General features: G+C 58.7%; 35 protein-coding genes. All 35 read right to left on the bottom strand.

Going from position 1 to position 19,876, the window contains the following annotated elements; all coding sequences use genetic code 11:
- Nucleotides 1–8: 8 nt before the first annotated feature.
- Entirely contained in the window at nucleotides 9–332 is a 324-nt protein-coding gene (locus ACLI1P_RS09115; protein ID WP_411708632.1) for a hypothetical protein, read from the bottom strand.
- A 32-nt stretch (nucleotides 333–364) separates the two neighbouring features.
- Nucleotides 365–724 (bottom strand): hypothetical protein, encoded by a 360-nt coding sequence (locus tag ACLI1P_RS09120; protein ID WP_411708633.1) that lies wholly within the window; start codon nucleotides 722–724, stop codon nucleotides 365–367.
- Nucleotides 725–827: 103 nt separating this feature from the next.
- Complete coding sequence (locus tag ACLI1P_RS09125) at nucleotides 828–1,532, bottom strand: hypothetical protein (RefSeq protein ID WP_411708634.1); 705 nt, start codon at nucleotides 1,530–1,532, stop codon at nucleotides 828–830.
- A complete protein-coding gene (locus ACLI1P_RS09130) occupies nucleotides 1,533–1,919 on the bottom strand; it encodes a hypothetical protein (RefSeq protein ID WP_411708635.1) in 387 nt (128 codons plus the stop codon). It lies immediately after the preceding gene.
- 6 nt (nucleotides 1,920–1,925) lie between these two features.
- Nucleotides 1,926–2,186: a hypothetical protein gene (locus ACLI1P_RS09135; protein WP_411708636.1), complete on the bottom strand. Its 261-nt coding sequence runs from the start codon at nucleotides 2,184–2,186 to the stop codon at nucleotides 1,926–1,928.
- Between the two features lie 23 nt (nucleotides 2,187–2,209).
- Nucleotides 2,210–2,542 carry a hypothetical protein gene (locus tag ACLI1P_RS09140; protein ID WP_411708637.1) on the bottom strand — a complete coding sequence of 111 codons (333 nt, stop codon included), beginning with the start codon at nucleotides 2,540–2,542 and terminating at the stop codon, nucleotides 2,210–2,212.
- Nucleotides 2,527–2,964 carry a Gp19/Gp15/Gp42 family protein gene (locus ACLI1P_RS09145; RefSeq protein ID WP_411708638.1) on the bottom strand — a complete coding sequence of 146 codons (438 nt, stop codon included), beginning with the start codon at nucleotides 2,962–2,964 and terminating at the stop codon, nucleotides 2,527–2,529. The genes ACLI1P_RS09140 and ACLI1P_RS09145 overlap by 16 nt, the downstream gene beginning before the upstream one ends.
- A gap of 15 nt (nucleotides 2,965–2,979) precedes the next feature.
- Nucleotides 2,980–3,306, bottom strand: coding sequence for a hypothetical protein (locus ACLI1P_RS09150; RefSeq protein ID WP_411708639.1), 327 nt, complete (start codon nucleotides 3,304–3,306; stop codon nucleotides 2,980–2,982).
- The gene (locus tag ACLI1P_RS09155) at nucleotides 3,306–4,253 is read right to left on the bottom strand and encodes a hypothetical protein (RefSeq protein WP_411708640.1); all 948 of its coding nucleotides are present in this window, start codon (nucleotides 4,251–4,253) and stop codon (nucleotides 3,306–3,308) included. Before ACLI1P_RS09155 ends, ACLI1P_RS09150 begins: the two co-directional genes overlap by 1 nt.
- A gap of 31 nt (nucleotides 4,254–4,284) precedes the next feature.
- Nucleotides 4,285–4,701: a hypothetical protein gene (locus ACLI1P_RS09160; RefSeq protein WP_411708641.1), complete on the bottom strand. Its 417-nt coding sequence runs from the start codon at nucleotides 4,699–4,701 to the stop codon at nucleotides 4,285–4,287.
- 12 nt (nucleotides 4,702–4,713) lie between these two features.
- A complete protein-coding gene (locus tag ACLI1P_RS09165) occupies nucleotides 4,714–6,138 on the bottom strand; it encodes a head maturation protease, ClpP-related (protein WP_411708642.1) in 1,425 nt (474 codons plus the stop codon).
- Complete coding sequence (locus ACLI1P_RS09170; RefSeq protein ID WP_411708643.1) at nucleotides 6,135–7,466, bottom strand: hypothetical protein; 1,332 nt, start codon at nucleotides 7,464–7,466, stop codon at nucleotides 6,135–6,137. Before ACLI1P_RS09170 ends, ACLI1P_RS09165 begins: the two co-directional genes overlap by 4 nt.
- Nucleotides 7,467–7,479: 13 nt before the next feature.
- Complete coding sequence (locus ACLI1P_RS09175; protein WP_411708644.1) at nucleotides 7,480–9,033, bottom strand: hypothetical protein; 1,554 nt, start codon at nucleotides 9,031–9,033, stop codon at nucleotides 7,480–7,482.
- A gap of 16 nt (nucleotides 9,034–9,049) precedes the next feature.
- Nucleotides 9,050–9,373 carry a P27 family phage terminase small subunit gene (locus tag ACLI1P_RS09180; protein WP_411708645.1) on the bottom strand — a complete coding sequence of 108 codons (324 nt, stop codon included), beginning with the start codon at nucleotides 9,371–9,373 and terminating at the stop codon, nucleotides 9,050–9,052.
- 157 nt (nucleotides 9,374–9,530) lie between these two features.
- Entirely contained in the window at nucleotides 9,531–10,250 is a 720-nt protein-coding gene (locus ACLI1P_RS09185) for an AAA family ATPase (RefSeq protein ID WP_411708646.1), read from the bottom strand.
- A 287-nt stretch (nucleotides 10,251–10,537) separates the two neighbouring features.
- On the bottom strand, nucleotides 10,538–11,173 hold the full coding sequence (locus ACLI1P_RS09190) for a hypothetical protein (RefSeq protein WP_411708647.1): 636 nt from the start codon (nucleotides 11,171–11,173) through the stop codon (nucleotides 10,538–10,540).
- Nucleotides 11,174–11,245: 72 nt separating this feature from the next.
- Nucleotides 11,246–11,857, bottom strand: coding sequence for a hypothetical protein (locus tag ACLI1P_RS09195; protein ID WP_411708648.1), 612 nt, complete (start codon nucleotides 11,855–11,857; stop codon nucleotides 11,246–11,248).
- Nucleotides 11,854–12,150 carry a hypothetical protein gene (locus ACLI1P_RS09200; RefSeq protein WP_411708649.1) on the bottom strand — a complete coding sequence of 99 codons (297 nt, stop codon included), beginning with the start codon at nucleotides 12,148–12,150 and terminating at the stop codon, nucleotides 11,854–11,856. Before ACLI1P_RS09200 ends, ACLI1P_RS09195 begins: the two co-directional genes overlap by 4 nt.
- Nucleotides 12,147–12,539 (bottom strand): hypothetical protein, encoded by a 393-nt coding sequence (locus ACLI1P_RS09205; RefSeq protein WP_411708650.1) that lies wholly within the window; start codon nucleotides 12,537–12,539, stop codon nucleotides 12,147–12,149. Before ACLI1P_RS09205 ends, ACLI1P_RS09200 begins: the two co-directional genes overlap by 4 nt.
- A gap of 14 nt (nucleotides 12,540–12,553) precedes the next feature.
- Nucleotides 12,554–12,769, bottom strand: a complete 216-nt coding sequence (locus tag ACLI1P_RS09210) for a hypothetical protein (RefSeq protein WP_411708651.1) — start codon at nucleotides 12,767–12,769, stop codon at nucleotides 12,554–12,556.
- A complete protein-coding gene (locus ACLI1P_RS09215; RefSeq protein ID WP_408931118.1) occupies nucleotides 12,766–13,155 on the bottom strand; it encodes a hypothetical protein in 390 nt (129 codons plus the stop codon). The genes ACLI1P_RS09210 and ACLI1P_RS09215 overlap by 4 nt, the downstream gene beginning before the upstream one ends.
- The gene (locus ACLI1P_RS09220) at nucleotides 13,152–13,466 is read right to left on the bottom strand and encodes a hypothetical protein (protein ID WP_411708652.1); all 315 of its coding nucleotides are present in this window, start codon (nucleotides 13,464–13,466) and stop codon (nucleotides 13,152–13,154) included. Before ACLI1P_RS09220 ends, ACLI1P_RS09215 begins: the two co-directional genes overlap by 4 nt.
- On the bottom strand, nucleotides 13,459–13,809 hold the full coding sequence (locus ACLI1P_RS09225) for a hypothetical protein (protein ID WP_411708653.1): 351 nt from the start codon (nucleotides 13,807–13,809) through the stop codon (nucleotides 13,459–13,461). Before ACLI1P_RS09225 ends, ACLI1P_RS09220 begins: the two co-directional genes overlap by 8 nt.
- The gene (locus tag ACLI1P_RS09230) at nucleotides 13,802–14,167 is read right to left on the bottom strand and encodes a hypothetical protein (protein WP_411708654.1); all 366 of its coding nucleotides are present in this window, start codon (nucleotides 14,165–14,167) and stop codon (nucleotides 13,802–13,804) included. The genes ACLI1P_RS09225 and ACLI1P_RS09230 overlap by 8 nt, the downstream gene beginning before the upstream one ends.
- Complete coding sequence (locus ACLI1P_RS09235) at nucleotides 14,160–14,534, bottom strand: hypothetical protein (protein WP_411708655.1); 375 nt, start codon at nucleotides 14,532–14,534, stop codon at nucleotides 14,160–14,162. The genes ACLI1P_RS09230 and ACLI1P_RS09235 overlap by 8 nt, the downstream gene beginning before the upstream one ends.
- Nucleotides 14,531–14,914: a hypothetical protein gene (locus tag ACLI1P_RS09240; RefSeq protein ID WP_411708656.1), complete on the bottom strand. Its 384-nt coding sequence runs from the start codon at nucleotides 14,912–14,914 to the stop codon at nucleotides 14,531–14,533. The genes ACLI1P_RS09235 and ACLI1P_RS09240 overlap by 4 nt, the downstream gene beginning before the upstream one ends.
- 23 nt (nucleotides 14,915–14,937) lie before the next feature.
- A complete protein-coding gene (locus ACLI1P_RS09245) occupies nucleotides 14,938–15,345 on the bottom strand; it encodes a hypothetical protein (protein WP_411708657.1) in 408 nt (135 codons plus the stop codon).
- Nucleotides 15,342–15,695: a hypothetical protein gene (locus tag ACLI1P_RS09250; RefSeq protein ID WP_411708658.1), complete on the bottom strand. Its 354-nt coding sequence runs from the start codon at nucleotides 15,693–15,695 to the stop codon at nucleotides 15,342–15,344. Before ACLI1P_RS09250 ends, ACLI1P_RS09245 begins: the two co-directional genes overlap by 4 nt.
- Nucleotides 15,692–16,057: a restriction endonuclease gene (locus ACLI1P_RS09255; protein ID WP_411708659.1), complete on the bottom strand. Its 366-nt coding sequence runs from the start codon at nucleotides 16,055–16,057 to the stop codon at nucleotides 15,692–15,694. The genes ACLI1P_RS09250 and ACLI1P_RS09255 overlap by 4 nt, the downstream gene beginning before the upstream one ends.
- The gene (locus ACLI1P_RS09260) at nucleotides 16,054–16,974 is read right to left on the bottom strand and encodes a hypothetical protein (protein ID WP_411708660.1); all 921 of its coding nucleotides are present in this window, start codon (nucleotides 16,972–16,974) and stop codon (nucleotides 16,054–16,056) included. Before ACLI1P_RS09260 ends, ACLI1P_RS09255 begins: the two co-directional genes overlap by 4 nt.
- A 207-nt stretch (nucleotides 16,975–17,181) precedes the next feature.
- Nucleotides 17,182–17,376 (bottom strand): hypothetical protein, encoded by a 195-nt coding sequence (locus tag ACLI1P_RS09265; protein ID WP_411708661.1) that lies wholly within the window; start codon nucleotides 17,374–17,376, stop codon nucleotides 17,182–17,184.
- Nucleotides 17,377–17,385: 9 nt separating this feature from the next.
- Entirely contained in the window at nucleotides 17,386–17,859 is a 474-nt protein-coding gene (gene ssb, locus ACLI1P_RS09270) for a single-stranded DNA-binding protein (RefSeq protein ID WP_411708662.1), read from the bottom strand.
- Nucleotides 17,860–18,729 (bottom strand): hypothetical protein, encoded by an 870-nt coding sequence (locus ACLI1P_RS09275; RefSeq protein ID WP_408931104.1) that lies wholly within the window; start codon nucleotides 18,727–18,729, stop codon nucleotides 17,860–17,862. It abuts the gene before it with no gap.
- A gap of 2 nt (nucleotides 18,730–18,731) precedes the next feature.
- Nucleotides 18,732–19,625 carry a YqaJ viral recombinase family protein gene (locus ACLI1P_RS09280; RefSeq protein ID WP_411708663.1) on the bottom strand — a complete coding sequence of 298 codons (894 nt, stop codon included), beginning with the start codon at nucleotides 19,623–19,625 and terminating at the stop codon, nucleotides 18,732–18,734.
- Nucleotides 19,622–19,810, bottom strand: coding sequence for a hypothetical protein (locus tag ACLI1P_RS09285; RefSeq protein ID WP_411708664.1), 189 nt, complete (start codon nucleotides 19,808–19,810; stop codon nucleotides 19,622–19,624). Before ACLI1P_RS09285 ends, ACLI1P_RS09280 begins: the two co-directional genes overlap by 4 nt.
- Between the last annotated feature and the right edge of the window lie 66 nt (nucleotides 19,811–19,876).

Raw genomic sequence — 19,876 nt, forward strand, 5'->3', positions numbered from 1 at the left:
ACAGGCAATCACCTGGCGGCGTTAAACTTTCGGGCCTTCTCACGCGCCCGCTGCATCGCAAGCTCACGCTCCTTAGCGCGGCGCTCACGCTTCAACTGCTCCCAACGCGGATGCTTCTGCCCGTTGAGACTCGACCAAATATCCATCAGCACCGACGACACTTCACTCACCGGCGGTCGGTCCGAAATCACAGAATGAAACAACGACTCCGGCGGCAAATGCTCCGCCAAAATCAGCATGCGCCGCAGCGTCATACGCGACGCTCCCCCATCCTCACGGTAGAAATCCCGGTAATCCAGGTGGTAGAAGCGTTGAAAATCAACCTCTACCAAGTCCTCATGCTGGGCAATGAGGTATAGCAGCTCTATTTTCCCTGGCGGCGCTCACCCCACGCCGAAAACACGTCACGGAACTCATCAACCGACAGACCCAGCTCCATGAGCCTAAACACCTGGTCCTCACCAATGAGCTGCTCCAACACGCTAGGAATGTACTTCTGGGCGTAGCGCTCATGGAACACGAACATCATTCCGGCCGGGGCTGCTTCACGAGTCCAACGGTCTTCAATCTCGATGTCTTCACCGTTGACCTCGATGTTGAACGTGGGGTACTCCACCACCTCATCCGCTTCGTTGGTAGTGGTTTCTTCGAGCGCTTCGGCCTGGGCGCCAGAGGCGTCCTTCGGGTCGATAGTGTCGTCGGTCTTCTTCTTGCGAGTAGTCATGGCAGACCCTTTCACATTGAATTGTTGAATCAGGAAAATTGGGCAGACCATTGTTGGTGAGGGGTAGGGGCGGTCTGCCAAAAATCTCCCCTACCCCATCGGCCTATGCCGAAGCGCCGGCGCCAGCCTCAGTTTCCGCGCCGCGAGACGGAGCCTCCTCAGCAGCGTCACCAGAATCATTCTTCTTCTCGGAGAAGCGAATGACATCCGGCAGCTCATCCGGGGTATCGTCACCCTTCAAGCGCAGGTAGTCATATAGGGCGCCGAACTGGTCCTTACGAATCTCAGCCTTGAACTGGGTGACGGATGCACCATCATCGTTACGCTCATTACCAGAATCTGCGTACACCAGAGCACGGCGACGAGACACGTCAATGTAGATGTCGCCGAAGCTGTTGGTGGTCTTGAACGCGATGAACACCTCGGCAGGATTCTCCGGTGCCATCAGCACGCCCGGCTTACCCTCCTTGAACTCAGAGCCAGGCCACAGCAGCGGGAAAGTCACGTCGTTCATCTCGAGCGCATCAAACCCGCGAACGTCCTTCTTGAACTTGTTATTCAGCAACTGCAGCACGCCGCCAAACGAGTTGATTTCAGTGCGGTCAACCTCCGGCTCCTGAGTAATAGCGGAACCATCATTCAGCAGACCAACGAAAGACCACACCTTCGGGTCAAACGACCCATCAAGGCCAATCTTCGGGTCAGCCTCAGTAGAGGTATAAACCTCCGCGTCCTTCCAGACGTCAATAAACCGGGCACGATCCGTTTCCAGGGACTGAGTACCCTGGTCAGTGTTAGGGGAAGTCATTTAGGAAAGTCCTTTCTTAGTAGAAGCGGCCACAACCGTGACCGCAGCAACCCAGCCCTTAACGTCCTCATCCTTCACAACGAGGAATGGGCCGGGAGAAATACGAAAACCCCCAACACTGTGGGGGTTTAAAAGCCAAGCATCAATTTCGGCGGCAACCCGCCGAACCTCTGGCTCATACTTGCCGTACACATTGACACGAACATTCTCAGTCGACGTAGCACGGCCCGAGCGTGGAGAACCATCACTCGATACCGTGACTACCGGGCCGTCATCAACCGACCATCCCTGCGGGATAGCCGCCGCGACCCTAATCGGCTTCGCCATAACGCCGCGCAGAGCGCGGCGAATGACCTCCGGGGCATTACGCTGAATGAAGAAATCCATACCGCGTCACCCCTGTCTGTAGCGGTGCACGTCCAGCCCCTGCGACGCAGCGGCACGCGTCAACGTGCCACGCTTAGCCTGCATAGCCAAGCCCTTCGCATGAGCCAGTGTTACCAGCGCGACAGGGCGCCCGTGGCGGTCCGTCTTCATCGTCACCGTCACCGGAACATCACCCTCAACGGCGCCAGCGACCGCCTGTGCCTTCGACGCCAACTGAGGAGCAAGAGAAGCAAGATTCTTCTTGTACCACTCATCCGGAATATCCAAACGAGGTTTACCAACCTTCGCCACTAGCCCTCACCCCTCACACAGTCGAAAACCATTGACGGGCGATGCCGCCTATACACAGGGCGACGATGCTTAGACCAGTCCCACGCAGTAATCCGCACCTGGTACCGCTTACCCCGAACAGTGACCTCATCACCATCAGTGACAGCGGTGCCGGCTGGCGCCCACACACGCAGAATGTCCTTCGTGCCCTGCTTGTCCTCATCCGACATCTCTGCCAGAGACAAGGGCTGCACCGACTTCACCATGACCTCACGGTCAGGCCCGCCGGCCACGGGGTACCCGTCATCGTCCACGCCGCCCGCGGCACCATGAACAGTTATCGTCTCGGCCACGAGTACACCTCCGGCCAACAACGCGGCGGCGGGAAACTCCCACGAGCACCACCAGGCATACACAAACCAAGTTGGGCGCGCTGCGCATCGGTCAGACGCACACCACCAAAGCTCACCGAATCAACATCGGCATAAGTGATACTGTCCGACTCCTGCCCCGTCGTCGACGACACCGAACGCACTCCAGCATTAGGCCCAACAAGAATCGCAGCAGACACCATCTCGCGAATCACACGCCGAGCCACCGACCCCAACCACGGCACCGTTTCCAGTTCCTGGTCAAAGTCACGACCACAACGCATGAACTCAACCTCAATAAGGTCAATGGCATCCTCGATGAACACCGCTAAGCGCTTCATCTCCTCACCAGTCAACGACTGAGGAAGACGCTCGGCCACATACTCGGCGCTAATCTCAAGCATGCTGCACCTCCCTCACTATCGGGTCGCGGCGATGAGGTCCTTCTTCGACAGGCCCTTAGTGACAATGCCGAGTGATTCGGCGTACTTACGCCAATCATCAATCGACGCAGCACGAGCCGGGCGCTCCACCTCACCAGCCGGCGCCTTAGGCTCCGGCTGCGTCTCTGACGTGGGCTTTGGCTTCGGCTCAGGCTTCTTCGCCGCTGGCTTCGCAGACGAATCAACCAAAGCAGCACAAGCCTTAAGCCACCGTGCGGTCTCCTCGTCCACCTCAACGACAGAGCCCGGAGGGTGAATAACATCCTCCGGGCTCCAATACTTCGCCAACGTGACCTTAACCATTAGGCGATACCGGTCAGCTTGACGACAGCCTTCGGGTTATCCACCGCGATAGCACGCTTGCGCACAAGGTCAGAGCGCCACGACATGGTCGGGCCGCCCAGCTCAGACTGGCCGCCCTCGGAGTACATCGGCGTCGCGGTCAGGGGCATGGTGTCGGACTTAAAGCCAACGCCCTGCGCCTCGAAGACGTACGCGGTACCCGGAACGATAAGGCGCGAGGTTGCGACACGCAGCGTGCCGAACAGCTCAGTGCTACGCAGGCCACCAAAGATGGAATCACCGTTCTGGTTCAGGAAAACCGGGTTATCCAGCGCGGCGTTACCGATGTAGTACTTCTGCATCTGCTCGTTGCGCACCAGCTTCGTGTAAGACGCCGGGTGCAGGAGGATGGTGTTCGGCTCGTAGTCGAACTGACGGTTGATATCCTCACCGTCGTGCGCGGACTGCACCAGCTCAATCGCATCAAATACGTCCTTGTCAGGGGCTCCACCAGTCCACGGGGCGGACGCCTGCAGCTCAGGCACCTTAGCCGTCTCAAACACACCAAGCACCGCGTTAATACCGTGACGGATAACCGTCTTCTCAAGCGCCTCGATGTGTCGATTGAGCTTGTCGACCTTGTTCTCGTTCTTCATCTCATACGAGACGCGGATAGCCTCACCGGTCTTAATGCCGTACGCGGCGCGCAGAGCACCAAGCTCCGGGGCGGACACCGGAATCTCACCACACTCCGCGATCTCCTCCGCATCATCAGCAAGGTACAGGCCAGCGGCCTCACGGAAAGCCACAACACCCTTGTTGTCTTCCGCCAGGCGGAAGAACAGATCCTCGAGGAACTGGCCCTGCAGACCATCAATGATGCGCTGGGGGATAAACGTCGGGTCCTCAAGCATCTCGGAAACGGTCAGCTTCGGCCCATCGTAGGCGCTAGTAATGAGCTCACTCATTCTTAATTCTCCTTCTCAAAAAATTGTTGGGCTAGCCCGCTGCTGCCGGGGCAACAACCGGAGTGACAAGGGTGGTCTTGACGGTCTTGCCAGCACCCGGGCGGGCAGCAACACCAACAAGCAGGGAACCGGACGCGGACACCTTGCCGTCAGCGGCGGCGTACACCGGGTCGCCCTGCTTAATCGCGGTGGCGTCACCATCGACCTCGAGCGGGACGGTGGCGGGGCCAATGTGGACGGCAACGATGCCCGGCGCGTCCAGCGCAAGGGTGTTGACCGGCTGCTCTTCCTTCGGGGCGAACGCGTTCTCGGTTACGGCGCCAAACACGGGGCCAGCGGCGGCGGCGTGCTTCACGCCGTTCTCCCCGACCTGGACGAGTCGGAACTTGGTGACGTCTTCCTCGGCCTTGTAGCTAATCGGGCCGGAGCGGAAAGTGGGGTTCGGCATTACTTCTTCTCCTTAGTGAAAGTTCTTGCGGGAAAGAAAGCCGACCTTGTCGGCCTTCGCGGACAGGTTCTTTGACGGCTCCGTCTCCGCGTCCTTGCCGTAGCCAATCTCCGCACGCGGGATGGTGCCAGCAGGGTTAGAGCCGTAGATGTCGCGGGCGGCTTCGGGGTCGCGCTTCATCGCAGCAATCGCCTTCGTGCGGCGGGCTGCGGAGATGCGGCCTTCCTTAATCCAGCCGTCGACCTCGGCAACGAGGTCGGCTTCCTTCTGCTGCTCCATGGCCTTCCAGCCGTGCTGGGCTGCTGCCTTGAGTTCGGCGTAGGTTTCAGCGTCGAGGGTGACGGTGTCATCCGCTGGCGCCGGCGCGGCTGGGGCCGGTGCAGTCTCAGCCGGGGTGTCATCCTCGGTGTTGGCCGCGGCCTTCACCGTGACGGGTACGGTCAGCTCCACCGGGGTGTCACCACCGTTAGCGGTGACGGTGAACTCCACCTCAGTGTCTGGCTCCACGTTGGACGGGGCGGTCACCTTAAGAACACCAGTGTCCTCGACGACCTCACCAGTCCAACCGTCCGGGGTACCGGTCAGCTCAAACGCGACACCATCGGGCACCTCACCAACCGGAGCAACCTCCACCGCGCCGGTCGGCACGACAGTCGCATCCTCCGGGTAGGCAAGGTCAACAGTGGCAGTCGCCGTAACCTCCTCATTAAAAAAGCCGGAGAGTGCGTTCTGCACATCCTCCGGCGTCTTGCCCAGCTCCTGGGCAAGCTGATTCAAGATACTCATCTTGTCTCCAATCTGCCCATCACTGGGCGTAGTAGAAATGTCCCCCGATACCGACCGGGTGACAGGCGGCGGCGGAGCCGCAGCCCGGTTAGCGAACTTGAAACGCCGTTTCGCCAACGACGCCGTCGGCGCCGGCGCGGACGACTTCTCCGCCACAATCCCATCCGCCAACCCGGCGGCCACGGCCTCCTCGGCGGTGTACCAGGTCTCCGCACTCATCGCGTCCAACCAGTCCTGAATCTCACCACCGGCCTTACCGGCGTAGATAGCGGCCAGCTTATTGTCCTGGCGCTCAAGGTCAGTAAGGGTCTTGCGAACCTCATCCGCATTACCCTCAGCCAAAGTCCACGCACGATGGATCATCAACTCCGACGACGGCCGCATCAGCACACGGTCAGCACCGCCCACCGCGATGAACGACGCGGCAGACGCAGCCAGTGACTCCACAATCACAGTGACCTCACCATCGTGGTTCTTCAAGGCCTGCATGATGTCGATTCCTTCGTACACATCACCACCACCAGATGAAATGCGTACCGTCACGTCGCCGGAGATTTCGGAGAGTTGAGCCATCACCGACTTCGCAGTAATCGCATTCTCAGGCTCCCAAAAATCCGGCCCAATCGGCCCATACAAAAGAATCTCGCTCATGCCGGGCCTCCTTCCTCATCACTCGTAGGGGTATCAGCGTCACTCGATAACGTGACCCCTATCTGCTCTTCCAATCGCTGCCGCTGTTTCTTCGACTCCAACGCGTCCGTGAGTTTCTGCTTCGGCGGCAGGGTGTACCGACGGCGCAGGTCCTCCTCCAGGTCCTTGTCACCAAGAATCAGGCCCGCGTTCTTCAACCCCGCGAGGTCTGCGGCGCTGATTTCCTTCTTCGACGCAATCGGGTCAAACGAAATACGAGGCACCAGACCGGTGTGCTCGGGGAAAGCAACCCTCACCAAATCCTCCACGACGTGCTGCGTGGCAACATCCGCGAGCCACTCGGCAGTGGTCTGCAAGGACTGGATAAACAGGTCAGACTGCGTCTCCGCCAGGGCGTACGAGCCGCCCTTACCCTCAAGGTTCAGGAAGTGCGCCAACACCGACTTAGCAATCATGCTGTCGTGGTAGTTAATCGCCTCACGCGGGCTAACAAGCTGCCCCGACGTGCCCAACAACTGCAGCTTCGCACCAAAAGGAATCGACGCCCCAGAATGCTCACCAGCACGGAAGCCCTCAACAATGGCCTGCCCATCCTCAAGGTCTTTATCCGGGTCCATCGCCGCATCCGAACCCGTATACACCGGCACACCCATACCGTTACGGTCCAGGGTGTTCAGCTCCAGGCGCAGCAACGAATCACGTAGCTTCCAGTGCTTGTATGCCGGGCGTAGTACCGACTTTCCGAGCCACTGCGAGCCTTCATCGTCGAAGACGTAAGCCACAAGCCGGTCCACTGGGATGACACGCGCCTCATCCGCCCGGGAACGAGATGCCAGCGGCGTCTGACGAATCGACGCCAGGCCACCATCATCATCAACATTGATCTGGTCAATCGTCCCCGGCCACCTAGGCGCGAGCTTCACCAGTCGCTCACGCCCATCCAGACCAGGCTCGTACACCTGCTCAAAGAACATGTGCCCAAACTGCAACGCCTTCAGGGCCTGCTCAAGGTGTTTCTCCCACGACACTCTGCCGGTGCGCGGCGCGAACGGCTTATTCGGGTCCTCACCCTTCGCCCTAAGCCGCAGGTCCTCGCACACGGCGGCGACAATCTCATCCGGCGCGCCATTCGGCTCCACAAACCACGTAGCGCGACGAATAGGCAACGTCACCGCACGCAGCACTGACGTGACTTGAGCGTCCTCGCGCCCCATCTTCGCGAACACCTTCGCCGAGTGTGGGAACCGCAGTCCCCAATTGTCCTCCGCGAGCGCAAAGTTACGGGTGGCCCTTGCATGGCCTACCTCGCGCACGTTCAAACCAGCCACACGGGCCACCTCCTTAGAAACTCATCTCAGACACACGACGCTGCTTCTTCACAGCACGCGCCGAGCTCACGTAATGACGTGTTCGCTTCACCTCAACCTCAACATTGCCGATGCCGAACTCTTGCAGCCCCCAAACAGCAAGCGACGCGGCCACAAGCACAGTCACATCACCTGAGTAACGATCAAGGCTGCGATACCGACCATTCTTAGAACGCTCCTGCGCCACACCCAACGCATCCAACCAACGCGGCGAACCATCATGCGCAATCCGCTTCTCCGCCCACATGCGCAGAAACAACTCATACGCCTTCGACACCTGCGAACCGCTCAACGTCTCCGGGGCGACGCCAATACCCCGCATCGGCTCGACCAGTGTTGAGCACTGGCCAGACGGGTCCAACACAACCGCCGACGGGTCATTAAGCTTCACAGTGCTAGCGACCTTCTCAACCACCAGGCCACGGTCAAACTCCTCATACGGCGCCAGAGACAAATAAACCTTGTCACTCCACTGAGCGGCAGACACCACACCAACAGACTCACCATCCGGGGTCACATCCACCGCCAAACACGACTCCCCCAACGACGACGGCATCAACGCCGACGCAGCAGACCACGCCTCGAAATCGACCACCGGAACAAAGTCATCAACCACGTCACCGTCACGCGGCACCCACTCACCCTGGCCCAACGTCTCCACCAGGAACGGCTCAAGAAGTGCTTCCGACGACCGCGCCGAAGCAGCCTCAGAACGCACCTCATCCAACTGCACACCAGGGCGCGGCTCATTCACCAACGACGGATTCGCCTTCACCCACGTCGACTCCTCAAACGGATCGTCCCCCTCCTCACGGCACCACTCCTTAAACAGCATGCCGTCCACACCATCCAAAGCAGCCCACCGCTTCGCAGAGAAAATCGCCCCGTGGAAATGCTCACGAATATTCACCGGCGACGAGATGAACACCTTCTGCGCGTTAGGGCGCGCCTTCGTCGTGTTATTCATCGCCGCATAAACCTCATTGGGGAGGTCAAAACACTCATCGAAAATCAGCCAGTCAAACGACAAACCTCGACCGGTCTTTTTAGTGCGCGTGCGATAATAAATCTTCGCCTTGTTCGGAAACTTGATAGCGTCCTTGCCATTACCAAGTACCGGTTTCGGGTACTCCCCCGGGTGCTCATCCTCCCACCACTCCATGAGCGCAGGATTCGCCTCAATCACATCCCACAGGCGGTCACGCGCATCCATAGCTGTATCCAGAAAGTGCGCCGAATGCATGATGCGCTCCGCACCACACAGGTAAATAGCCACCAACTCTAGGGCAACAAGGACCTCGCCCTTGCCGTTCTGGCGAGCAAGTGACACCACAACCTCACGCGAGGACCACATACCCTCATCAGTCTGCAGCAACGCATCGCGCAGCAGGTCTTCCTGCCACGGGTACAAGCTCAGGCCAGCCCAACGGACAAACTCACAAGCGCGCTCCGCAAACTCAGCATCACCAACAGGTACATGCTGCCGTGTAGGCGTCTGACACCCAATCAACCACGCAGGTTTAGCCACCAGACACCTCCACTACCTACTTCACCAGCTTGAAACCCCCGAACTTATCCACCTTCGAGGCTGAATCAGCCCCCGACGAGCCAGAACGCTGCCCAAATAGGTCAGGGCGCTCCTTCACCCACCCCCTAATCTCCGCCGAAGCCATACGCTCCACCTTCACAGCCGGATGCTCAATCGGCTCCCCCGACTCCTTCGCAGCAACAGGCCCCTCAGCAGCGATAATCTCGCGGGCCTCACGCACACGACCAATCAACTGAGCCACAATCGCGACCGCACGAGCATCGAACTCGTTTAAATCACCGTCGCCACCTAACGCCTTCTCAAGGTCTTCAAGACTCATTTATTACCTCCATCGCTAAAAGGCCGTCAGAGAGCCACACAGGCCCGAAAAATCCGGCGTTACGTGGGGAGAGAGACGGGCTGACTCGAGGGCAGACGGGGCGGAGTCAGGCGACCAACCCGCCTAAGATTATTGGTGGCGGGTTTCATTAAGTTGGTCATGCCCAGATGAAGCCGTGGCCTGCTGGTTTGCCGCCTGCGGGCCTCCCCTTCTTTGGTTTGTCCCATGCGCCGCCGCTGCGGTTGCAGGTGCGGTGTAGCAGCCGTGTGGCTTTCGTGCGCTGTTTGTCCTGGGCGTATTTCAACGCGCTGCCTGGCCCGTGGTCGGCTTCGAGTGCCGCGCCATCGAAGTTCTTGGCTGCGGCCTTAAACATTGGTTTGCCGCATTCTGGGCATGGCGAGCCATCTTTGAGCTGCGCGAGGAGTCGGCGGCGCTGTTGCTGATGCTGGTGTCCGTAGCCGCGCTCATGAGTGCTCTTCTTCGCTGCTGGTTTGTTGTCGTACCACTTGGCGGCTGCAAACAGTGAGCCTTTGGGTCGCTCGGCTTTGCAGCGTTTCATCACCACGTCTTTGCCTGGGTCGATTTCGTGGATGGTCGCACCCAGGGCGCGGTAGTTGTCCAGCTGCTTAGGCGTGGGCTTGGTGTGGATAAGCCACACAGTGGCGTCCTGCTTGATTGCGGCGTCTATAGCTGCTTGCCGCGCTGCTTTGGCCACGGTAAGGATGTGCGCGGCGTGCTCATGATTGTCCTGGTCTTCGCCCGCGAGTGTGTTGGCGAGGTGGTCAAGGTCGATGCGAATATCACCAGGTTTGGCATGTTCGGCCACGTAGGTGGTCTTGCCTGCTGCTGGTGGTCCGGTGACAACGATGAGGGTCACAGTCACCTCCCTTGTTCTTGTGCCTTACTCCGGTCGTGAGCCGGCGGCCTGCGCCCCTCGTGTTGCATTCGAAAACCCCAGCTCGGTCAAAAGTGTTGAGGGGTGGCGGTAAGGCGTGAATGTTGGGGCGCGGGGTGTAACAAACCTGTATCTAGCGGTCGTAGTTGTAGATGCAGTGCGCCCCAAAACGACGAGAACCCCCAACTTGCGTTGAGGGTTAAAGTTCGTTGAGCGTGTATGTAGATTTCGCTCAATGCGAAGCATAGCACATGTGTGGATAATTCACACTAGCTCACGGAATATCCATACTGATCCGCTAAAAATATTAGATTGTCCTGAGTGTGTCGGTTCATGCCTTGGCGCTTCGGGATGCCAATTCCATAAGGCCACGGGAACTCTCCCATACAAATCCAATAGTCTTGGTTGTATTCCCGCAGTTCTTCTCTGCGTTTGTCGATGAAGTCCATCAGCTCGTCGGTGGCGTAGAACCACTCGTTTCTATAGTTCGACTTTTCGAATTGCTTATGCCTGTCTGCTTCCAGCCTGTAGCCGCCTGGTTCGGTAAGTAGAACTTCGTCCCATGGGATTGAGATTAGTCGTTTATGTAGGTTGTAGGTGGTTCCTATCTTGATGCGGTCTCCGAACCTGATGTAGTAAACCAAGGCAGTGCTGATGGAGTCAGTTGCTTTTCGGAGAAGTTTCTGCGCCGTGTTGTTACGCTCATACTCTTCCTGGTTGCGTTTCAGGGTTAGGGCAAACTCTTCACGTGTTTCTCTTCGCCCGCACTGTAGGCAAAGAAACATGTCTTTCGCCCGGTCCCGGACAATCCATATGAGGCAGTCGGGACAGATGTAGTACTTCCGACGAAGGGTGGCGTACCGCGAGGGTTGATGGTGGTATGTCTTAGGAATAGAGTTAGCCATTGTCAGCTCCTTGTTAGCTGGCCATGAACCGGGATGATGGCCGTCATCGCCGGTTCCTTACGTCTAACCATTCTACTCTTGTTTGTGCAGGTAGTCCACTATTTCGCTTAGTTTGTAGCAGGCTTTGCCGTGGTTGTCATAGTGGATGGTGACGTGTCCAGCGTTGCCCCAATATGTGACCTGCTTTCGGTCTATCCTTTTGCCGGTTGCTGCCGCTGCTGCTTTGGCGGCGTGGGATGCGGTGAGTAGTTGTTCTGATGATTCAGCTTGCCGGATGAGGACGCGGGGAACTTGTGGTGGGTTGACCCACTTGTTGATTGTGTGGGCTTGGTCTTGGAGTTCTTGTGCGAGGTCGTTGGCCCAGTCCAATTCGGATAGAGGCTGCGCATGCCAAGCGATAAGACCGCAGAGTCTTGACGCGGTGAAGTCCGACTCGGCGATGTGGATACCGATTCCGTCTTTGCCGAAGGCATTAAGACAGAGTTCCCGCAGGTTCTGCTCCATCTCTACATAGCGGTTGACCCATAGCCAGTTCCCCGGTGACTTCGGCCCCAGCCCTTTGATGCTGTTGCGGGTCTTGACCTCCGGCGGGTTGGGGGTTGTGTGTTTGAGGGCTTGCAGTTCTTGGTAGTGGGTGCGGAGTTCTCTCGCTAGGTCGCGGAGTTGGAACTCGTCAACGCTCATTGATTCTCCTGGTGTTTGGCTGCTGCGAGTAGGAATTTCGCTAGTGGTTTCCATTCGTGTGATGCGAGGATAAACACATCGTTGCCTGCTCTGAGCTTGATGCGGTTTTGGCTGATGACTGTGGCGGTGAGTGCGCAGAGCGCACCGCTGCGGTCTTCGATGGTGGTTATCCGGGCCATTCGGTTGGCGTAGTGCATGGCTTCGTCCCACCGGTGAAATAGGTCGTAGTTGTTGCCGCCAACGTCTTCGACGCTCCACATGACGCCGATTTTGCGTACTTCCCACCTGCTCATGCTTCCTCCCCTTCTTCTATGGTTTCCCACTCTCCTACCCAGCGGCGGTGTGTGGGTTCTCCGTCGAGGTGGTACACGTCGGTCATGCCTTTGTAGTCGCCGAGGTATTCGGCGTGCTCCCATTCCCCCGCTGGCGGCGTGCCGTCTGGTGCCCAGGCGCGGGGTAAGTCGGGGCGTAGAGTGATCTGCTCCGGCTGTACTAGCTCGTGCCCGATAGCGGCGCTGAATACCTCGTATTCGTCTTCATAGTCCGCGTCGTAGTCGTTGCCGGCTTTGATGATTACGGTGGTGATGACTTCTTCGGGCGCGTCATCTGGGTCTGCTGTTCCGACTGCTGGCCGGTAGTCGCACCACATCCCTACGCATTCGGCGCGTTCTTCTTCGCTCATGTCTGCCAGTGTTCTCATGCTTTCTCCTTGAGTTGGTCATAGATGGGTGTTGGTTCTGGGGTGTGGTGGTTGTCGCCGTCGAGTTGGATGTGGTCGGCGTAGATGGTGAGGTGAACGAGGTGGATGTCAGGGCCAAGTGTTTCGATGGTTGGGGCTTCGTCACTGTGTAGGAGTGGAATGCCGTCGAGGGTTATGCCGCGTGGGCTGATGCGGAGTTTGTGGGCTCTCATGCTTGTTCCTTTGCTGTTTGTTCTGCCGCGTGGAGTGCGAGCCGGAGCTTCTTCACTTCGTCGATGGTGAGGGGTTCGAGGGGTTCGTGGTTGTCCCAGACGGTGATGGTGTTGTCGCCGGGGAAGAGCCCGACGCTGAAGAACGGGGTGGCGTCCCAGATGCTGGGGGCGTTGGGGTCATCCCAGCTTTCCTCGTGCTCTGCTCGCCACTTGGGGTCTCGCATGTCATACGTGGGGGCCGGGAGGTCTGGGGCGAGGAGTCCCGCGTCGGCGAGGGCGTTGGCGAGGCGCTCTGCTTCGCCTGCCGTTGTGAGGATTTCCCCGCGCTCCCACGTTTGGTTGACCTCGTCGTAAATGACCTGCACGGCCTTGTCGATGTTGCTCATGCTTCCTCCTGGTAGTTGACTGCTGCGAGTAGGGCGAGGGCGTAGGCGTGGGCGTGTTCGATTTCATGTCCCGCTTGGGCTTCGTAGGTAGTGATCATTTCCCCGGGCGTTAGCTCAATGTCGCAGCCGGGCGCGCCCCAACAGATTCGCTTTTCGCCGTGTTCTTCTACGATGCACGACGGTTCCGGAAGGTCTGGCGCGATTAGTCCCGCCTGGCCGAGGGCTTCTACCGCATCATTCGGGTGGATGCGGAGGTCGCCGGGCCGTCGAGCGGCTTCCAGCGCCTTGAGGGCACGGTCATAGTTACTCATCGTGTGTGTCCTTCATTTCGCAGGCGGCGAGGATTGCATAAGCGTTTTCCCGCGCCTTGGTGGTGTCTGCGAAGCGGAGTTCACAGTGGTCGGGGTTGAGTGCTGCTGGTTCCCGGTCGTCGTCGGTTTCGTCGTGGATGACGTGGATGATGCCGTCTTCTAGGCTGACGTAGCCGTCCACCATGTGCCATTCGCGCTCCCCTGTGTCGAGGAAGATGCGCGGCTCTGGCGGGTCTGGGGTGATTAGCCCGTAGTCGGCTAGGGATTCGGCTATGCGGCGGGGGCTGTACCCTTTCTGCACGCACAGCATGATGACCTGCGCGGCCAGGTCTAGGTTAGTCATCGGGGTCTCCTAGGTTGTCGTGTCCGATGATGCTGCGGAGTCTCATGGCGGCGAATAAGGCGAATAGACATTCCATGTCTGAATGATTCGGGTTGTCGTGGATGCTGTTTAGGTCTTCAACCATGTGGGTGAGTTCCCGCCTCATCCGTAGGACTTCGTCCGCGAGTTCCGGGGCGAGGGCGGCGAGGTAGGGATTATGGAGGTGCATGAGTCCCAGGTATTCGCCGTCTACGCCGTGCAGCTGGAGCGCAGTGTCGGGGCGGTAGTCCTCGTCCTCGTATGCGTCCCATACGTGCCACGGCCCGGGCGCGGCCTCATCCAGTAGGCGTTTCAGGTTGGTGGTGCTCAGGTCAGTCATCCTGCACCTCTGTGAGTGTGTAGCGGCGACCCGTCGGGGTGAGAGTGCTGGGGTACGCAGCATCGTATTTAGATTCGCGACGGCTAAGGAAACAGAAGTTGATAAAGCCGTCTTCGTTTGGCCCCAGCATGACCACTTTCCCTAATATCGACTGTTCTGCTTCCGCAAGGAAGTGCTTGTCGTCGTCCCATTCGACCTCGGCCATGGTGGGGCGCGGGAGCGGAGGGAGGGCGGCGAGGATGTATGCGTGGTACTTCCACGCCTGCCGTGTCTCCACCTCAGTCACCGCGAGTTCTTCCGCTAAGCCGCTGAGTTCCAGCAGAGCTTCGTGTGCGTCGATGATTTCTTGGCGGGTTGGTGTGCTCATTTGGTGGTGTCCTTTGCTTGGTCTGCTAGGCGGCGGGTTTCTGTTTCGACTTCCTCCCACGTCCAGGTATGGGGGATGCGGCCGAGGATGTTCAGAGATTCGCCTGTTAGGCAGGCGTGCTCAGCACCGGGGTGGTGTCTATCCCCAAAATGGTTGGTGTCGAAGCCGATTACGCGGCCCTCCTGGTAGGTGATTCCGCCGTGAACTTCGATGTCCGGGTGCACCTCAAGCGTGTCGGGGAAATCAAGCCAGGGATGCCCTTCGGGTAGCTCGACATACCCGTTGATGCTGAACGGCCCCATCTGCGTCATACAGTTGATGCCCCGGTGTGTGAAGCGGCGGGCCGTGTCGTTGGCGATGCAAGCAAAAGGGTTGGTCATTTCTGTGTCCTTTCGAGGTGTGTTTACTTGCGGCTGAGGTGGTTTACACAGGCCTCGGCGAGGGCGACGGCTTCCTCAGGGCCGAGTGGATACACTTTGATTTCTGCGATTTCCTCACCCGTCCGCCTTCGCACCACCTGGAGGGCCGAGACGTCCTGGTATTCGAGATAGGCGTTCACTCTGATGAGGAAGTCCCCTACCGTGTAGCCCAGACCTTTGAGGCAGTGATACTCGGTGACATTCGGGTCAGTCTCAAGAGGCTCCACACCCGCCGCCTTGGCGAGTGCCGCGTTAAGCCGAGTGATCATTTCGAGGAATCTTTGCTTGTCCTTGTCCTCGGTACCGGCGATTTTTTCAATGCGCGAGCGCAGCTCCTTGTAGCTACCGGCCTCATCGAGGATGCCCTGGAGTTCGTGCTTCGTGATGGTCATTTCTGTTCCTTTTGGAGGTGGTCGAGGTAGGTTTCCCAGTCGGGGTTGGTGCGGCGGTAGTGGGCGGCCTGGTCCGGGGTTTCTTCGCGTCGCATGTGGAGGTCGAGGCCCGCGTCGCTGGTGAGGACGCAGCGGGTGTGCTCGCTCAACTCTTCCCAGTGGTCGATGACGAAGCGTGTGGTGCGGCGTACGACGTAGTCGCTGCGGCCTTGGGCGTTCCGCATGGCGCCGACAATCATGTGCTGCTCGTCCGGTGTGAGGGTGATGGGTTTCCCGGGGTTCGGGGTGTGCAGGATGGCGTCATCCTTGCGCATATCGCGGCGCAATTCGTTGTAGTCATCAGCGGTCATTGTCCTGGTCCTTTGAGTAGTCGTGTGAGTGTGGCGAGGTCGGTGAGTACGTATTGGTGGGCGGGGTTGGTGGTTCCTTTGCGTTTGGCGATGACGATGCCGGCGTAGGCGTTGTCATTGGCGGCTTCTTGGTTGGCTTCTTTGAGCCATTGGGCGGGGTGTAGTTGTCCGCCGTAGTCTTTGCATTCGATGACGATGCGTGCTCCGTGGCTGTCGCGGACGTTGGCGATGTCGCCTTTGTCTGCCGCTCCGGTTTTGACGCGGTGGTCTATGCGGTCGTCGAGGTTGGCGGCGAGGTAGTCGGCGATTTGTCGTTCAAAGCGTGCTCCGGCTTGTTTGGCGCTGTTTCTGTTTCTGCTCAAAATGGTGCCTGCTTTCGCGTCTGACGGGTTTGGGGTGTGGTTTGGGGTGATTGCCCTTGGGCGTCGTGTTGGTCGCCCTGTGGGGCTGCTGGGCCGCGATTTGGGACTGTTTCGGTGTTGTGGTCGCAGCGCCATGCCTCCCCACCCTCGTAGCGCATCCCGTTGTCATCGCACAGGTTGCACTCGTCGATAGCTTGGCGACGTTCATGCGCGGCAGCTTCAGATTCCGCTTCGACACGTTCGTCGTATGCGCGTCGAGCTTCGGCGCATTGACCACAGGCGGGTACCGCTCCGGGCGCTAGGCCTTGATGGTCGGGGCAGCGGCGTGGGTCGGGTTGGCTGGCGGCGTGAGCCGCCGCTAACTCGTCGAGACTTGAAGGGGTGGGGGCCGTTTCGGCGCTGTTTTCTGGTGCGTTAGCGACCCTGTTTTCGCGTCCCCCTCCCCCCTTCTTATTTCTTATTTCTGCTTTAGGTTTGCTTCCGTTCTGCTTGAGTGTCTGCTTAGCACTTGCTTTAGCACCTGCTTTAGCACGTGCTTGGCTTCTGCTTGCGGTGCGTGTTTTCGCAGCTCCACGGGCCAATCCGCCCTTACGCCCAGCCTCCTGTTTCTGCTTTCTACGCGCCTCAATCTGAGCTTTTGAGGTCTGATGCTCCAAAAAATCGTGAATAATCCACTCATTTTCGGTCTCCACAAGTGACGGTTTTTCGGCATCATTGGAAGCAAGCTCCAAGCACACGTCAAGCGGCCACTTAGCAGCTGCTAGCCGTTTGCTTAGTACCCCATCCGTCTGCATCCGACACGAGTACAAAATCATCTCCAGCAGTGCCCAGCGGGCCTCCACAGACACCACTTGAAGCTTCGGAGAATCAGCAAAATCATGAGTGATTACCGCGTACACACGAGGGTCGTGCGGCATCGTCTTCTCCTCCTTTCTCTAGTGATTGGAATAGGCGGATGAGGGCGTCAAGGAATGCGGGTTGGGCGCAGTACACGTAGTCACCTTCTTGGGTGGCGTAGACGATGCGGTCCGGCACCAGGTCGGGGTCATGAGTGTCGGGGTTGAGGACGACGCGGCAAACCTTGTGGTGTGGGAGGTCTGCCGCTGTCATCTCCACGTAGGGCATCAATACTCACCTCGTCTGATGAGGGTTATGACGTGTGCGGCGGCTTTGGCTAGGTCTGCTGCCCCGAGGTCTTGTAATTCTGCGGGGGTTGGATCATCGTTGCTGTAGTGCTTGAGGTGGTCGATGTCGTCGGCGTAGGCGAGGAGAAGGCCCTCAAACTTTTTCAGCTTCTCTTGGTAGTAGGCGGCATCCATGCCGGCCACCTAGAAGGGAGGATCGCCTTGGCCTACTGGTGCGGGTTGACCCCACGCGCCAGACTGGGCGGTTTGGCCTTGCTGTGCGGCGTTGTTCCACTGCTGTTGCGCCTGGGACTGTCCGCCGCCTTGTCCGCGTGGCTGGTTGTAGAAGCTGCCGGCAAGAAGCTCAACCTTGCTGCGCTTCTCCCCCTCCCTGGTCTCCCACGAGCGGGTAATCAGCTTGCCGGTGACAGCTACTTGGTCGCCCTTCTTCAGCTCGGCGGCGAGGTGCGCCCACTGCACCGGATTCTGGTTCTTGGTCTCGTCCCAGATGGTGACGTCGAGGTACAGGACGCGGGACTTCACCCATTCCTGCTTTTCCTGGTCGAACTTGTTATCCGACGATGCGAGGGTGAAGCTGGTGACGGCCTTACCGCTCTTGGTGAATCGCAGCTCCGCGTCACGGGGCAGACCACCGGTGATGGTGATGGTGTCAATCATCTACTTTTCCCCTTCCAGCTCAGCCCAGCGGGCGTTGACCATCTGCATCACTTTGCTTGGTACTTCCCCTGATTCCTTCAATTTGCCCGCGAAGACGGTTACATCATCCGGCGTAGTAGCCTCGGCGAGCGTTTGCTGTACCAACTCAATGAGTTGTGCATCATCATCTTCATCAACCACCTCCGGCTCCTTCTTGGTCAACGCTGGTACCGGTGCCGTCTCAGCCTTCGCACGCACATCCTCACGAGTAGCGGTCATTCGCACGGGTGACTGCTCCCAATCCTCCTTAATGGGCATACCGCCGGTTAGGTGCGGAATCATACGGTCAGTTAGCTCACCAATGCACTTCCAATACAGCATCTTCGACGGGCGCGTCTCATACTGAGCCTTATTGCCCTTAACAAGGCCCTCCTTGGTGGCGCGCTCGATGGTGTATCGAACTTCCATCTCCTGGCCCTTCGGGCTAGTCATGCGCACCGTGACGGCAGTAGGAGTGTCCTCGATGGTTTCTGCGATGTAGCCGTGCTGTAGGGCAATGGCGAGCGCTGCCTTGCCGTAGAGCGATGGGGTGCCGTGGACGACGTAGATGGATTTGCCGATGGACTCTGGTGGGATTCCTAGAGTGGCGCCCTTGAGGATTGCTGCTGCCATGTCGTTCGGCTTGCCCTTGAATGGGCCTGCAAAGTCAGTCTTGGCGAGCTGTTCCGCAATCTGCGATGCGGCTACCCATGATTGAGCCTGAGCCTGTAGCTGCTCAAGCACGTTGGTGTTGACTGGGGTCATTGCAGCGGGCTGAATGTCTTGCTGATTGGTGGTGGTTTCGATGGGGTATGGGGTGGGGGTGGGTTCGAGGGTGTACGGGTTGGTCATTGTTATTGCTCCTTGATGGTGAGTCGGGTTGACCCTGCGCGGGTCTTGGTGCGGAATTCGTTGTAGAGGTGGGGGTGGGCGGCTTTGAATACGCGGGTGTCGAACACTTTGCTGGGCTGCGTGGTGCTGACAGTGAGGTGGTAGCCGCCGTAGTCGCCGGTGTGGGAGTCGCCGGTCAGCTTGAGGATTTCGGCCTTGAGATTCGCGATGCGCTTCTTGCGGTCGTCTACCTCGGCGGTGAGCATGGCGTACTGCGCGACGAGGTCGGTGACGTCATCCACCTGGTCGAGGCTGGTGATTTCGCCCATCCAGTCGGGTGTTGTGCCGTCGAGCCAGGCAAACCACTCCCCCGCGGTGTTCATCAGCTCTGCCGCAAATTTCGGGTCATAGGTGATGGTTTGGTGGTCGAGGGCGACCGGAACAAAGTCGTCGTGCACTTCCACGAGTAGGGCGCATGCTTCTGCCCCGGTGTAGTGCATGTTTGCCTGAATCTGACACCAGTACTGGTCAGGGCACCACTCATGCCAGCGACCACCTGTAAACGGCTTCGTGCTGGTCTTAATCTCCCCAATGACCTCCAAGTCATCGGAGTAGAGGTCTGGGGTGCACGAGAGGCGGTCATCGTCCGGCAGGAAGATGACCTGTGGTTCCTCGTTGTAGACCAGGCGGGAGTCCACCTCATCAATCAGCACCTGGGCTAGCAAGGGTTCGCGGCCATTACCCCACCTTGTCCAATCGTTTTTCTTAAACTTGCTGCCGTGTTCTTTTTCGTCGCGCAACGCATGCCACGACGCGGCACTCCGGTGGGCGTGCAGTCGGGCTAGCTCCGTGGAAGTCAGCCGACCATGCCGGAACCGTGCCCAGTCCTCGTTATCGGTGGGGTCGTAGCGTCTCACTTTGCCCTCTTTTCGTCGTAGCGGGACAGGGTCATATCGGTCAGTGTGCAGGCAATATCGGGGTCGTGGCCACGGTCGAGGAATGCCTGCATCACATCGTCGGCTTCTTCAATCAGTGGTTCCATGTACTGGAAGTGTGGGGTGATGCTCGTCAAGTGCGGCGGCATCTTATTGGGAGTGTTCATCATGCTCCTATGTTCTTGTTGAGGATCTTTCGGGCTTTGCGGGCGTGCAGTGGGCAGAAGCGGAAT

The sequence above is a fragment of the Corynebacterium tardum genome (assembly GCF_046717785.1).
Taxonomy (GTDB): domain Bacteria; phylum Actinomycetota; class Actinomycetes; order Mycobacteriales; family Mycobacteriaceae; genus Corynebacterium.